9 protein-coding genes are annotated in these 15,013 nt (G+C 66.0%); 5 read left to right on the forward strand and 4 right to left on the reverse strand.

Annotated features, from left to right (window positions below):
* Window positions 1-22: 22 nt before the first annotated feature.
* The 4 genes from JQX13_RS39180 to JQX13_RS39195 all read right to left on the reverse strand — a co-directional run bounded on the left by JQX13_RS39180 (window position 23) and on the right by JQX13_RS39195 (window position 9,277).
* Complete coding sequence (locus tag JQX13_RS39180) at window positions 23-934, reverse strand: fatty acid desaturase family protein (protein WP_203404521.1); 912 nt, start codon at window positions 932-934, stop codon at window positions 23-25.
* Between the two features lie 154 nt (window positions 935-1,088).
* On the reverse strand, window positions 1,089-2,687 hold the full coding sequence (locus JQX13_RS39185; protein ID WP_203404522.1) for a hypothetical protein: 1,599 nt from the start codon (window positions 2,685-2,687) through the stop codon (window positions 1,089-1,091).
* 1,837 nt (window positions 2,688-4,524) lie between these two features.
* A complete protein-coding gene (locus tag JQX13_RS39190) occupies window positions 4,525-7,908 on the reverse strand; it encodes a hypothetical protein (RefSeq protein ID WP_203404523.1) in 3,384 nt (1,127 codons plus the stop codon).
* Between the two features lie 85 nt (window positions 7,909-7,993).
* A complete protein-coding gene (locus JQX13_RS39195; RefSeq protein WP_203404524.1) occupies window positions 7,994-9,277 on the reverse strand; it encodes a hypothetical protein in 1,284 nt (427 codons plus the stop codon).
* Window positions 9,278-9,460: 183 nt separating this feature from the next.
* Between JQX13_RS39195 and JQX13_RS39200 the strand changes: the two genes are divergently transcribed.
* The 5 genes from JQX13_RS39200 (at window position 9,461) to manA (ending at window position 15,013) form a co-directional block, all read left to right on the forward strand.
* Complete coding sequence (locus JQX13_RS39200) at window positions 9,461-10,204, forward strand: lysophospholipid acyltransferase family protein (RefSeq protein WP_203404525.1); 744 nt, start codon at window positions 9,461-9,463, stop codon at window positions 10,202-10,204.
* An 11-nt stretch (window positions 10,205-10,215) separates the two neighbouring features.
* Window positions 10,216-11,490 (forward strand): CCA tRNA nucleotidyltransferase, encoded by a 1,275-nt coding sequence (locus tag JQX13_RS39205; RefSeq protein WP_203404526.1) that lies wholly within the window; start codon window positions 10,216-10,218, stop codon window positions 11,488-11,490.
* 141 nt (window positions 11,491-11,631) lie between these two features.
* Window positions 11,632-12,678 carry a tRNA 2-thiouridine(34) synthase MnmA gene (gene mnmA, locus JQX13_RS39210; protein ID WP_203404527.1) on the forward strand — a complete coding sequence of 349 codons (1,047 nt, stop codon included), beginning with the start codon at window positions 11,632-11,634 and terminating at the stop codon, window positions 12,676-12,678.
* Window positions 12,679-12,830: 152 nt separating this feature from the next.
* Entirely contained in the window at window positions 12,831-13,709 is an 879-nt protein-coding gene (locus JQX13_RS39215; protein WP_203404528.1) for an SPOR domain-containing protein, read from the forward strand.
* 104 nt (window positions 13,710-13,813) lie between these two features.
* On the forward strand, window positions 13,814-15,013 hold the full coding sequence (gene manA / locus JQX13_RS39220; protein WP_203404529.1) for a mannose-6-phosphate isomerase, class I: 1,200 nt from the start codon (window positions 13,814-13,816) through the stop codon (window positions 15,011-15,013).

Here is a 15,013-nt window from a genome sequence, read left to right on the forward strand (position 1 = left end):
GCGCTTGGGCGCCGCCGCTCACTCACGCGGTGGCATCCTTCAACTGGGAGTCGGCCGGAGCGTGGCTATCGGACGCTCGCGCGGAGACCGGCTGGGCGAGCGACTCCACCTGATCCGTACTCAGCACCACCTTCTCCTCCGAACCGGACCACACGAAGGGAATGCCCGGCTGGCGGTAGAGCGTGGGGGGGATGTCCCGTGCCATCTGCGCGTGCAGCTCCGGCAGCTTGGACCAGTGCAGCCCGTGCTTGGTGTGGTGCGCGGTGTGGTAGCCGAGGTTGCCGGTCATCAGGTTATAGCCGCGGTGCAGGATGTTGTAGGAGGCCTCGGCGTGCTCCTTCGTGACGAGCCCCGAGTGATGGAAGTAGGTGGCCCACGCGGTCACGTAGAGCGACACGCACATGGGCAGCAGGAAGACGAAGAGGGCGTTGTACCAGTTGTGCCAGAAGAGCAGGCCGAGCAGTGCTACCTGCAGCGCGCCCATGCCCAGGAAGACGCGCAGCGCCTTGGGGTGCTTGAGCCCCACCTTGAAGGCCCGCGGGTAGGCCGTGAGCGCGGTCGACAGCGAGTACTCCAGCTCGCCCATGGCGGTGCCGTCGGGGCGCATCCAGCGCGACTCGTCCTTCTCCTGGTCCAGGTAGTTGCGGTGGTGGCCGAGCACGTGATGCAGGAACCACGCATGGGAGGTGATCCCCGTCTGGAACCCGAACATGATCTCCAGCAGGCGGTTGGGCAGCGCGTGGCGGAACATCGTGACGTGCTGGTGGTGGTGGTTCCACGCGCTGATCCACCCCTTGGGAATGATGCCCAGGCCGAGCCACAGGATGGGGAACCACCAGCTGTGCGCCGTGAAGTAGACCGTCAGGTCGAGCGCGAACACGCACGAGAACAGCAGGACGGGGATGCGATCTTCGGGATGCCGGAACAGGGTCATGCGCCTTCCGCGAGGGGGCCGGCGGGTGCCCACGAGAGGTGGACGCCCCGTCACCGGCGAAAGTGTCGCTCAGCATACAGTACGCGGCGCCCCTCCGGGGTGGCGGAATGTACGCCCTTCGTGGGAGGCAGGCAGGTTGCCCACCAACCCGACTTCAGAAGGAGCGCTTGAGTGTGGCTCTGATGCGCTCCACCAGGGCGGGACCATTTCGTGACTCGGTGGAGCAGATGCTGCCTCCCTTCAGGGGGCTGCTCAGGTTGCCCTGACTCTCCGTGAAGGCATCGAACACCTCGGCGTTGAAATTGAGAGACGCGAAGGCCGGCAGGCTCGGGTTGGCCAGGTGCCTGGCGTTGAAGCACATCGTCGCGAACAGCGCGGGCTCCGGAGTCGCCCCCTGCGCGGGCCGCTCGTACTTGGAGATCCACTCCCAGAACAGGTCGTCTTCCCGGGAGATGGGGCCATAGCCATGCCCGTAGCCATGGGAGAAGCTGTACAGGTCGCCCTCGAACCGGCCGTCCTTCACCGGGAGTGTCACGGGTGGGCCTACCCGGGTGAAGGCCACCCGGCGCCCCTTGTCGGACCTACGCCAGAGGCTGACGTCGACCGAGACGTTGGAGGAGCCGTCGAGGCCCCGTATCGCTCCCCGGGTCACGAGCCGTGGAGGAGTGTCCTCGTTCGCGGGTTCGAGTGAGAGCAAGAAGGTCTCGAGCGAGGGCCGCGGAAGAACCAGGAGCTCCCTGGGCTTGAGGACCTGCACGGGCTTCGGCTGTTGAGGATGCTTCTTGGAGCCGGGCTTGGGCTGGACCTTCGGGTAGTCGACGAGAACGCTGTAATGGAACTCGTGTGAGCCCTCCTCATTGGCTTCGGGGTATTCGAACTTGAGGGAGTCCGTGGTGCTATCCACGCTGCAACCGATGAACCAGGGCAGCGTCTTGTCCTGGTTGTCCTGGTTCCAGACCAACTCGGCGCGCAGGTCGCTCTTGCTCCTGTTGGGTTTCTTCTCCTGGTCGTCCTGCTCCTCGATGACGAGCCGCACCCCGTGACCTTTCTGGAGGAGCTTCCGGACGAGCGTCCCCGCGACAAGCGTGAACTGGAGGCCCTTGCCCATGACGAGGTTGCTTCGGGGCTCGAAGTCCACGTCCAGCGGGTTGTCGAACTTGATGACACGCTCGGGATCCCAGTCCCACATGGCGCTCGGCGATTGCTGAACGAGCTTCGCCGCATTCTCCTGGAGGCACTCGGAGAGCACGGCGGTCGGAGCGTGCGGGTACTGCGGCGTGAGGCGGTAGTCGATCCATCCCTTACCGAACACCCGGTGCTGCAGCACCCTGAGCTTCGGGTAGTCTTCCTTCCGGCCCACGACCTCCTTGAACTCGAAGGCTCCGTTATTGAGGTACAGCGTGCCGGTGATCACGGACTCGCGGGTTTCCTTGGTTCCCTCGTCATGAACGAGCCAGGTGAGGGTGGCGGGGACTCTCTTTTCCGTGAAGCCCGTGTACTGGCCCGTCACCTTGAATGAGGTTTCGAGCTTTCGGATGTAGAGGGTGCCTGGATCGAGGAAATCCACTCCCAGCGAGTCATCGTCCTCATCGGGCTCCTCGCCCTGAGCGCTCGCGCTCGCGGGGGCAAGCGCGGGCGCGTCGAGCTTGAGCGTCGTGATGGGCGAGGCAACGAGGTTGATGACTCCCACGAAGCCCAGCTCCACCCGGAGGGTGGGAGCCTGTGGCTGGCCGTCCTTGTTCGTATCCGCCATGCGTGCGCTCCAGCCTCAGGGCTCCAGGGTCGGAACCGTGTAATCCAGATGGAGGGGTCCTGCTCTTCCACCCGAGAACTTCCCATCGGGCGTGCCAGGAACGAGCTCGAACCGGTAGACCCCGCCGGGCTCGAGGGTTCGGATGTCGATTTCCGCCTCGAACTCTCCGTTGAGGTCGGGCTTTTCGTACGTGACGCGTGCGTTGCGCGCGAAGAACTCGACGGGGAACTTCTTCTTTTTCTGCTTCCGCTTCTTCTTGGGATCCACCGGCGGATCGTCCGGGGACGGACTGCTCACCAGCGTGCAGCGCAGTTTCAGGGGAGGGGATTTGGTCGGGAAGCAGAGTGCCCTGGCTCGGAACGTGAGCTTTCCTGGCTGCTCGTCCTCTCGTCTCAGGGGACCAACGACGGGGATGGTGCTGCCGCTCCAGCGTACCGGAGCAATGGCGATGCGCTCTCCGTCGAACAGGGCATCGGGGTTGGTGATGTTCGCCTCGACTTCCACCCGGTCCCGGATCTGTTCCGCGAGCGGGATCAGGAGCTCCAGCCCGGTGGAGCTTGGCTTCACCGGATGGGGCTTCTTGTCGACGAGGATGACCGGCTTCGCGTTGATCCAATCCGCCTTGCTGCCCCGGAGTGGGATCCGGATGGCGAGGTTCTGGCCCACGACGGTCACGCGGATGGGCTCGAAGCCCGGATGCGCGAGCGTCTTGAAGACACCTTCGACTTCGGCCCGCAGGCCGTCAGTGGAGGCCGGAGCCCGTGGTACCTGGACCAGCGAGCGGTTGGGGCCTTCGTAGAACTCGATTCCTCGGCCGTTGGGAACCACGAGGGACATCTTGAGCCAGACCCGCTCATCTGGAGTGGGAGCGGCCTGGCGCAGGAGCGCCGCGAAGATGTCGCGGGGATCGAAGTCGAGTCGGAGCCATCCGGAGGTATTGAGCTCGGGTGGCTCCACCGTGAGCATCAGCACCTCTCGCTTCTTGCCCTGCGGGTACTTCTTCGCTCCCTTCGCCGGCTGCTTGGGCTTGCTCTTCTTCGCGGGTGCGCTGAGCTCCGCGAAGCCGAGCTTCTGCGGGATGAAGGACGGCACATCCGCTCCATGCTTCTGGTACCTGAGTGCCTCTGCCAACGCCTCGAGTGCTTGCTTGTTCTTCTCCCAATCGTAGCAACGCACGCCCACCGAGAGCCCGTCCTCGCTCACCATTTCGATGCTCAGGGGCTTGCCGAACCTGCTGCGCAGCGCTTCCACCTGATCCACGAGGTGTTTGCTCAGCTTGAAGCTCTTGGAACTCGCGACCTTGCGGTAGCCGCTCCACCAGAAGCTGGCCGAGACCTTCGCATCCTTCTTCTTGGGCTGGAGTCCGATCAGGAAACCATCCTGCTCCACCAAGGGCCCGTCATTCTTCGTGAGCCGGGTGGCATACACATGGTTGCCATGGAGTGCATCCTGCCACTGAAGCGGCTGGGGCGTCCTCATGGCCGTGATGTCGACGCGGATGACTCTCTTCGTCTTCTTCCTGGGCCCCTCGACCTCCTCCTCTCGGACCGTGATGCGGGTGGCCTGGGGGTTGGGCTGCTGGCTGGCGGCACACGCGAGGAGGGTGTCGAGCTTCGCGCCGGAGGGGGCCTCCAGTGTCACGGTGCGGCCGTCATCCGAGAGGTCGATCACCCGAAGACGGACCCTGCTGGCCTTCCGGAAGAGTTCGGCGGACTTGCACAGGTCCGTGCTCACGCGCTGGGCGGAGTCGGACGCGTTGAGATAGTCGCTCAAGGTGAAGTGCGCGGTGACGTTCTTGGCGCCCTTCTTGAGGCCGACGATGTAACCGCCGGTCTCGTCATCCAGTTGCCAGTGCTCCGCTTCCAGGAACTCCTTGTTGGCGGTGATGGCGACCTTGGTGAATTGGTAGACGAGGTAGCCGGCGAGCGACTCTGGGCAGTTCTCGAGGAAGTTGAGTTCCGTGCCGTAGAGACCGCTCTTGGGGTCCTTCAAGGGCACGAAGGTCCCCACGAGCCTGGGCTCGGGGACGCTGAGGGTGACTGGCGCCTCGACGCCTCCTTGTGTCAGGGGGAGCGCATCCTCGTGGCCCTTGATCGCGAGCTTCCATTGCCCCCAGAAGGACAGTGGCGGCGAAGATTCCATCCTTGTACTTGCCCTGGACGAGCTCGATCTCACGAGGTGCTCCGTCGGAGCTTCCGCCGCTCCGCACGGCCACCAACGTCACCGGCCCGTGGCCCCAATCCTTCCGGATGGCGACCACGGAGAGGGGCTTGCCCACCACGGTGGGCTTCGTGTCGTGAGGGAACCAACCCCAGAACTGGGGCCTGGCGCCATCCTGGACATCGCCGCTGCCGCCGGTCGGGTCCGGATCGAACTCCGTGACGAGGTTGAAGGCATTCTTCTCCTGTAGCAGCTTGAGGAGCCACAGGAAGGTGACGGGGTGGACGTTGAGGACCTCCCCGCTCTTGGGCAGCATGCCCGAGCTCTCGTCGAAGAGGGACACCTCCTGACCGTCGCGGCCCAGGACAGGGACTTCGACCACGGGGTGGGGTTTGGGTTCGGTGGAGGCCTGATTCGGATTCTCCTCTGGCGGGTCCTCGACCCTTCCTCGCTCGAGCCCGTACCACGCGGTGGGCTTGAGCTGCTCGAAGGCCTTGTCGGATTCCCCGGGTGGAGTCTCCAGCAGGTCCTCCTCGCAGAGCTTGTGGACGAGCTTCTTCAGCCCATCAAGGCTCCACTCGGTGGTGTGTTTCAGCACGACTCCACGCCAGCGCGCCGCGAGGAGCTCCTGTGCCAGACTGATGTCGACCTCGTTCTGTTTGCCGACCGCGACGTCGAGATGGAAGTGGGGGCTGACGATGTCGATCGCGTCCGTATCCGCTGGCACCTTGAGATGAAGTGCGATCTCCTCTTGTTTGAGCGTCGCCTCATCCAGGGTGATGTTCGTCTTGGCGATGGTCCTGTCTTGTTCACCCTTGCCGCCACGAACGAGGTATTTGATGGTCAGTGGGTAGGGAGGCCGTCTATCCTTGGTTGGCACAACACGGTAGGATGCATTGTCGATGTTGATCGTGACGGCGTAGAACTTCATGGCCGCACGCTGCTGTGCGGTCAGATCGGCGGCGAGCGTAATCTCCTTGTATTGCTGGTCGGCCGGCAGTTCCGCGAAGCTCGATGTGCTGCCCATGAACCGGCTCATTGCATTCTTGAAACCGGTGTAATGCTTGCTCTTGATCGCCGCCAGGATGTGTTTGAGCTCCTCCTTGTCCCTGTCGGTGGGCAGCTTTTCCAGCAGCAATTCCTTGAGTTCCTCTTCCTCGAGGAGGTTGTCCTTGCCGTCACCCGCTTCGGCCACCTCGGGGAACTCCAGTGAGAGCTCCTTGTCGGCCAGCTTCCACGCCTTCTCGAGCGCGTTCTCCCTGGACGTGGGGGCGAGGATTTCCCAATGGAGGCCGCCCTTCGTCTCGAGCGTAGCGTCCGGGCGGATGGAACCCAGCACATCGCCATGGTTCACGTTGAGGAAGGGGCCCGAAAAGGTCACGACGGCGCCGGCCTGGAGGGCATTGAAGCCTTGTTTCAAGTCTCCGGGTGAGCTCTTGGCATAACCCAGGTAGCGATTGTCGCTGCGGAGCATCAACTTCTGGGTCTGGTCGAGATCCTTCAGTGATGCGTGAACGTCGCACTCATTGGCGTTCCCATCGGAGGGAAGGTCGGTCGCGGCCCAGAAGATCTGACCGATCTGGCCGCGCTCGGCGGAGAGGTTCACCACCGCGCCGTGGCGGGCCAGGTAGAATCGACGGAGCCATGGAGGCTCGGAGGACGTGTCGGCCGACTGCTCGGGCTGCTCCTTGGATTGTTCCTTCGCGGGCCTCTTGACTTGTTCTTTCGTCTCCTTCTTCGGTGGCCTTTTCGGCCAATCCGTCGGAGGCATGTGCATGTACAGGCTGTAGAAAGGCAGTGGTTTCGGGGTGGGTTTTTGCGTGCCCCCCTCGCTCACGTTCTTGCCGGGCTGAGGGACCTCCACGGCCTCATGCCGTACGAGAACGAAACCATTGTGGCTCGAGAGGAAGTCGAGGACCGGTGTGGTGGCGGGATTCTTCGAGAGCCGAGCTGCCACGATGTAGCCGGGAGCGATGTTCCGGACCGGGTGGTCAGTGGATACCGAAGTGGGTGGGAGGTGGACTCCTCCGTGCAAGGCTTGATTCGAACCGAGAGGGAAGAATCCCGAACCCGCGGTCTCCGCCTGGGAGTAGTACCGGATGGGGCTCGACAAGACGTATGGGTTTTCCTGGAGAGGAAAGCAGATGCTGCTGACGACGTTCTTGGTGAGGACCAGCCGGGGATTGAGCGGAGTTGGCGTGGGCTTGTGGATGATGTATCCACCCGGCTTCTTGTTCAAGAAGTCGTCCATCCACAGCGTCCTGTCGCCCGCGAAGGTATTTCTTTCGAAGAACTTGCTCGCGCGCACCAGGTAGAGGAAGCCGCGACTCTTCAGCCAGTCTCCTTTGATGATCGAGACGAGCGCGTTGCGTCCTTCCTGTAGATTCGGCAGGTACTTGCAGTCCTCCTCATCCCCCTTGTTGACCGGGGTGCACATGGGGCCCTTGTTGAGCTTGGGCGGAGAAGGATCCGCGATGAGCAACCAGAGCTTGAGGCTCCCGTCGCTGTCGGGCATCTCGCAAAAGCCGCAAATGAGGATGATGTGTCCACCGTACGAGGTGGACATTCCCGTATAGATGAGGGTTGGGTTGTTGTCCGCGAGGGATTGGAGGATCTTGCCGAAGTGCTTGCGCTGTTCATCCAGGGAGGCGCGGATCCTCTCCGCGTCCTGGAGGCGTTGGGTACGATCCGCCCTATCTGGCAGGATGGTGGACTCCACCAGGGCCGCCGTGAAGGCTTTTTCGAGCTGCCCCAGGAGGGCGTACTCTCCGTTGGGTTGGACGAAGGCGATATCCCCCGTGGGGAAGCGGAGGTTCATCTGCCCCTTGCCGTCGGGGCCGCGCCAGTGGCTGATGTAATCGTCCCGAGTCTTCACCTTGCCAGCGACGAGTTGGTGGTAGTTCCACAGCATCGTGGCGGAGGTTCGTCCACACCAATTGTTGATGGCCGCGAGCGGATTGTACTGGCCGATCAGCGGGACCTTGATGAAGTGGTATCTCGTGGCGTGAGCAAGGATTTCGGACGGTATCGTGTAGTCGTCGATAGGGTAGATACGGGTCATGGGACCCGTGTTTTCAGGCGGATGCTGCTGTTCGCCTGATTTGACGAAGGGATACTCGTTGCCAGCCATGGTGCTCCCCCCCCGGTCAGGGCAACCGGTAGATCTTGTCGAGCGTCGTCTTGGTGGTCGCCGAACCTATCCTGTAATGGAGGAGTCCTTTGTACGCTTCAATGGTTCCAGCCTGCTCGCCGGAGTTCCATGCCGCATTGGGCGCATACCGGCGCCTCACCAGCAGTTTGATTCTGGATGCGAAGAACTCAGGGGCATCCTCGTCTCGGTAGAGCGCTCTGAGTTTGCCGAGATGCAAGACCTCGGGGTAGGGTGCATGCACGGGGAGCTCGGTCGCATCCGTTTCCAGTTGGAGCAATCGGAGGAAGTCGAAGACGTAGACGGGGGCCTGGTAACGCTTGTCCGGGTCGCTGGAAACGTCGTCGCCAGTGCGTCCTTCCGGATTCCACCAGACGCCGTGCACGAAGGCCGCCGCACCACTCGTGTAGGCGAATTTTGATTCTTCGGCGTCCTCGGCCCACTTCTCCTCGAAGAAGGCCGCCTGGTCCATGTCGAGCCAGCCCAGGGGAACGTCCTTGTCGTCGACGAGCAGGAAGTGCCCATTGTTCGTCAGCTCGGTGTACTCCTGGACCCTGAAGAGCAATCTCTTCTTCCAGGGCTGGCCATGGGTCCCGACCTTCTGTTCGTAGGTGTGAGCCAGCCGCACCTTCCAGGGGCCCTGGCGCGGGTCCAGCACCCTCAAGGCGGAGTCGGCCCGGCCGGGCCAGGCGGTGAGCACCTGGGGCCGGAGGATATACACCAGCCCCGGGTTGTGGCGGGTCGGCTTGAGTTGCTCGGCGCCATCGGTCGTCTTCCCCCAGAGCAGCCCGCCCACGAGTACGCCCCGAGCGTCCAGCTTCACCAGGGTCGCGTTCAAGCAGTCGAGGACTTCCTTGGGCTGCCCCTCGGCGGCCTTTTGCAGCTTGCGGAGGGCGGAGTCCTGTTGCGCTGTCTCCGACGCCTGGAGATACGCCTCCACCTGGGGTTTCAGTTCTTCGGGCAGCTTGTCGGCGCAGGCGAGCGCCTTGGCCTTGCACTTCGCGAAGAAGGCGCCATAGGCGCTGGTATCGAGCTTCCGCAGGTCGCTGGCGAGCGCCTTGTTGTCCTTGCGGATTTCGTCCGCGTACCAGGCCTTGAGCAGGTCGACGACGGTGGGTTTCTCAGGGACGGCGGGTGCCACCTCGGGTACATCCGGCACCTGCTCCGGGCCTGCGTAGTTCGCGCTGTGATTCTTCTCGATGAGAGTTATTATCGAAGCGCTCGCCGCACCGGAGGACACCACGGTGGTGAGCACGGCGACCCTGGCTAGCAGACGCCACATGGCACTCTTCCTCCAAATCAGTGAGAAGTGCCTGGGCGGCCGAGATGGTGCACGCTGCTCGTCCCCCCTCGGACTTCTTCCGTCTCGTGTTCAGAGCGTAACAAGCAGGCAGCGGACCTGTCGAGCCGCCTGAATGGTGGACGCGGGGTCTCCGCGCATGCGATCTCCTCCTCGTCCTTGGCCATGAAATACGCCGTCACCCTCTGGTTCTGGCTCGTCTTCCTCATCACCGCTCCGGTGCTCTTCGCCCTGGGGCTGGTGCTGTTCCTCGTGGCCTACCCGGTGGATCCGGATCGGCGGTGGCTGCACGCGCTGGTGTGCCGTTGGTGTCACGGGTTGTGGCTGCACCTGTCACCGGGCTGGCGCACCCGGATCGAGGGGCGGGAGCTGTTGCCTCGGGGGCCCTGTGTATTGGTGGCCAACCACCAGTCCGCCGCGGACATCCTGGCCGTCATGGGCCTGTTCCGGCCCTACAAGTTCGTGGCCAAGTCCTCTCTGTTCTCCATCCCCATCGTGGGGTGGATGATGAGCCTGCTGGGCTACGTGCGTGTCACACGCGGCCGGTTCTCCTCCATGCTCCAGATGCTCGAGCCATGCCGCTACTGGCTGCGCCGGGGCATGCCGGTGCTCATCTTCCCCGAGGGCACCTATTCGCAGGGGGAGCTGCTGCGCTTCAAGCGCGGGGCCTTCCAGCTCGCGCTCGAGGAGCACGTGCCAGTGGTGCCGGTGGTCATCGAAGGCACCGCGCAGCTCGTGGAGGGTGATGGTCCCTGGATGAATCCGCGTGCCTCCATCCGCGTGCGCGTGCTGCCCCCGCTGCCGCCCGAGTCGTTCGCTCGGGAACCCGCGGCGCTCGCGGACCAGGTGCGGGCGTTGTACGTGGATGCGCTCGCGCGTCCCGCTGATCCGAAAGCGGCGTTGGGTTAGCCTCGCCTCCGATGACGACGCCCGCCCCGCTGCTCGACGCCGACGTTCCCCGCCCCGTCCTGGACGTCATCGCCCGCCTTCGTGAGCTGGGCCACGCCGTGTTCCTCGTCGGCGGCTGTGTCCGCGACACGCTCCGGGGCGTCCACCCCAAGGACTTCGATGTCGCCACCAGCGCGCTCCCCGAGGAGGTCCAGCGCGCCTTCCGCAAGGTCATCCCCACCGGCATCCAGCACGGGACCGTCACCGTGGTCGTGGGGGGGACCCATGTCGAGGTCACCACCTTCCGCAGCGAGAGCGAGTACCACGATGGCCGCCGCCCCAGCGCCGTCACCTTCGAGCGGGATATCGTCAAGGATCTCTCGCGCCGCGACTTCACCATCAACGCCATGGCCTGGAATCCCCTCAGCCATGAGCTCGTCGATCCCTTCGGCGGTCAGGAGGATCTGAAGGCCCGGGTCGTCCGCTGCGTGGGCTCGGCCACCGAGCGTTTCTCCGAGGATGGTCTGCGCCCGCTGCGCGCGGTGCGCTTCGCCGCGGTGCTCGACTTCAGGCTCGATCCCGGCACCCAGGCCGCCATCCCCGCCACGCTCCCCGTCTTCCGCAAGGTGGCCCACGAGCGCGTCCGCGAGGAGTTCGTCAAGCTGCTCCTCTCCAAGCGCGCCGAGTTCGGGCTCGAGCTGCTCGCCGAGACGGGGTTGCTCGACGTGTTCCTGCCCGAGCTCGCCCGTGCGGATGCCGAGGCGGCCCGGTTGGCCCGTGCCGCCGCCGCCGCCGAGCCCGTCGATGTGGAGATCCGTCTCGCCGCCCTGCTGGCCGACCTCGTGGACCCCGAGCGCGCCGAGGAGATTGGTGTCCGTCTCAAGTTCTCCACCAAGACGATCGAGCGTGTGCGCCTGCTGATCTCCCACGCCGCGCTCGAGCGGCATGTCGGAGATCCGGATCCCGCGCTCCGCCGCCTGCTGGCCAGGGTGGGGCTCGCCAACGTCGAGGCGCTCGCCTCGGTGGCCCGGGCCCGGATCCAGGCGAGGGAGCCGGCCCGGCTTCCCGAGGTGGAGGCCCTCATCGGCCGGCTCCAGGCCCTGGCGGCCTCGAAGCCTCCGCTGAGTGGGAAGGACCTCGCGCTCAACGGCGGCGCCATCATGGCCACGCTCGGGGTGGGCCCCTCTCCCATCGTGGGGGAGGCCACCCGGTTCCTCCTCGAGCAGGTGCTCGACGAGCCCTCGCGCAACGAGCCGGAGACGCTGAAGGAGCTGTTGCGGCGTTGGCAGCAGGCTCGGGGCTCCTGAGCCGGGCGGGTAGGGCGGTAGACCCTCACCCCGACCCTCTCCCAGAGGGAGAGGGAGCACGGTGGGGGAATTGTCCGGGCGTGTTGTCCTCTAGCGTCGGTTGTGTCGCACCCGGGCTGGCCGGCGTGTAGAAGGGGCGTCATGCGAGTCGTCGTTGCCATGAGTGGTGGGGTGGACTCTTCCGCCGCCGCCGCCCTGCTCAAGGAGCAGGGTCACGAGGTCATCGGTATCACCCTCCGCGTCTGGTCCTACGAGGGCAAGGCCCAGTGCGGCAGCTGTTGCAGTCCCGATGACATCGACGATGCCCGCGCCGTCGCCCAGAAGCTCGACATCCCGTTCTACGTCGCCAACGCCGAGGATCTCTTCAAGGACCGGGTCGTCAGCCCCTTCGTCCAGTCGTACCTCGGCGGCCGCACGCCCATCCCCTGTGTGGCCTGCAACCGCGACGTGAAGTTCAACTTCCTCCTCAAGCGCGCGCGGGCGCTCGGGGCCCGGCTCGCCACCGGTCACTACGCCCAGGTCGAGCAGCGGGACGGCAAGTACGTCCTGCGTCGCGCCGTCGACTCCGCCAAGGATCAGAGCTACTTCCTCTTCACCCTCGGGCAGTCGGAGCTCGCCGACATCCTCTTCCCCGTGGGTGGCATGACCAAGCCCGAGGTCCGCGCCATCGCCGAGCGTCACGCCCTCCCCACCAGCCAGAAGCCGGAGAGCATGGAGATCTGCTTCGTGCCCGATGGCGATTACGCCGGCTTCGTGGAGAAGGTCGCCGGTCCCCAGCCCGCCGGGGAGATCGTCGACACCGAGGGCCATGTGCTCGGCACGCATGCCGGTGTGCACCGTTTCACCGTGGGTCAGCGCCGGGGGCTCAACCTCGGGGGAGGGGAGGCCCGCTACGTCCAGCGCATCGAGCCCGAGTCCCGCCGTGTCGTCGTGGGCCCCGCGGACGAGAGCGCGCGTGACTCCTTCGGGCTCCTCCAGCCCCACTGGGTGGATGGGCCGCCGCCCTCCGACAAGTCCGTGCTGGTGCGCATCCGCCACCGTCACCCGGGTGCCGCCGGCCGCGTGGAGGTGTCGCCTCATGGGCTCGTGTCCATCCGGCTCGATGCCCCCGCCCGGGCCGTGACGCCGGGCCAGGCCGCTGTCGTCTACGACGGAGATCGCGTGCTCGGCGGTGGGTGGATTGTTTGAGTCTCGTGGCAACACCCAGGGCGTAACGCTGTGCGCGCCCTGAATTTGACCGGCCTGTAGGGGGGGCGTACCTTCCGACGCACCTCGACGCTACAGGCCGCGACACTCGTGTGGCCGCGCCGGGGCGCCGTACACACGAGGAACGTCACGTCATGCGCGATGCCCACCGGATGAAGGAGAAGTTCGATGTTTCGCTCGACAACAGGCAGATCGTCAGCCTGCTGATCGCGGGGATCATCGTGATGGGGGCCGTGTTCGTGCTCGGCGTGGTGGTGGGCAAGAAGCTCGCCGGAAACGCCCAGGCCGCCGCCGCGCCGGATCTCCTGTCCGCGCTCGACGCCAACGCCCAGGCGCTCCAGCAGGCCCGTGAGGCCGAGCAGCCGCTCACCTTCCAGGACGAGCTCACCAAGAGGACCACCCCGGAGACCGCGCCCTCCAAGCCCGGCACCGTCACGGTCGCCATTCCTCCGCCGGCTCCCAAGCCGAAGCCGGCCGAGCCGCCCGCGCCCACCGAGACCCAGGCCGCCGAGCCCTCCGCGCCCGCGGATGTGCCCGAGCGGAACGAGGTCATCGCCTCGCCCACGGATGACGACTACGCCCCCGCGCCGAAGGCCGCCGAGCCCAAGCCGGCCGCGTCCAAGCCCGCGGAGACGAAGGTCGCCGAGAGCAGGCCCGCTCCCTCTCCGGGCAAGGTGGAGCCCGCTCCCGTACCTACCCGCACCACCACCCCGCCGGGGGGCGGCATGAAGGAGGCCATCGCCCGGGCCACCCAGCGGCCCACCGAGGCGGCTCCCGGCGGCGCCTTCACCCTGCAGATCTCCGCCTTCCAGAACCGTCCGGAGGCCGAGCGTTTCGCGGCGAAGCTGCGTGATCGGGGCTACGCGCCGTACATCATCTCCGCCGAGGTCCCCCAGAAGGGCACCTGGTACCGGGTCCGGATGGGGAGCTTCCCCTCCAAGGACGCCGCTTCCCGGTATCTGTCCGACTTCAAACGCGAGACCCAGATCCAGGCCTTCGTCGCCTCCAACTAGGTCGGACGCGGGCCAGGCGGGAGGAGGGGACGCTCCTCCTGCCGGCCGGCGTGAGACAGTCGTGGATGGTCGGACGGCACCCGGAGTGGTATGGGCGCCTCGGCATGGATCTCCTCGACAACGTCATTCAGCCGTACGCCTGGGGCTCTCGGACCGCCATCGCCGAGCTGCTCGGACAGCCTTCGCCTTCCTCCTCCAACCAGGCGGAGCTGTGGCTGGGGGCCCATCCCGGAGGCCCGTCCCGGGTGCGTCGGGGCACGGGCGTGCAGACGCTGCTGGAGGCCATCCGCTCCGCGCCGGAGCGGGAGCTCGGTGCGGGGGTGACGCGCCGGTTCGGGGCGGAGCTGCCGTTCCTGCTCAAGGTGCTCGCGGCGGAGACTCCGCTGTCGCTGCAGACCCACCCGAGTCTCGCCCAGGCGCGTGAGGGCTACGCGCGGGAGAACGGGCTCGGTGTGCCGCTCACCGCCCCGAACCGCAACTACAAGGACGCGAACCACAAGCCCGAGCTGATCTGCGCGCTGACGCCGTTCGACGCGTTGTGCGGCTTCCGCCGCGCGGACGAGACGCTCGCGCTCTTCGACGAGCTTGGCCTGAGCGCCCTGGAGTCGTTGCTCGCCCCTCTGCGTGCGTCGCCCGATGCCCGGGGGGTCGCGCGCCTGTTCGAGGCGCTGATGACGTGCCCCCGCGAGCAGCGCGGGCCCCTGGTGGACGCGGTGGTCTCGGCCTGCGCGGCACGGGTGGGGCAGGGGGGCCGCTTCGTCGAGGAGCTGCGTTGGGCCGTGCGGCTCGGGGAACTCTACCCGGGTGATCCCGGCGTCATCGGCGCGCTGCTGCTCAACCTCGTGCGGCTGCGGCCGGGCGAGGCCATCTACCTGTCCGCGGGGAACCTCCATGCGTACCTGCGGGGGGTCGGCGTGGAGATCATGGCCAACTCGGACAACGTGCTGCGGGGCGGGTGCACGCCCAAGCACGTGGATGTGCCGGAGTTGCTCCGTGTGCTGGACTTCCGCTGCGGTCCCATCGGCCTGGTGCAGGCGACGTCCACGGATGGGGTGGAGCACGTCTACACCACGCCGACGGAGGAGTTCCGCCTGTCCCGCTTCCAGCTCCGTCCCGGAGTCTCCGCGCGGCCCGAGCGTCGGGGGCCGGAGATCCTCCTGTGCACCAGCGGCGCCGCGCGGCTGTCGGTGGGCGGCGAGGCGATCGCGCTGCCCCGGGGCGCCTCGGTGTTCGTGAGCGCGGCGGATGGGGCCTACTCGCTCGAGGGCGACGGAGTCGTTTTCCGCGCTACCTCCGGCCTGTGA

Source organism: Archangium violaceum (genome assembly GCF_016859125.1).
Taxonomy (GTDB): domain Bacteria; phylum Myxococcota; class Myxococcia; order Myxococcales; family Myxococcaceae; genus Archangium; species Archangium violaceum_A.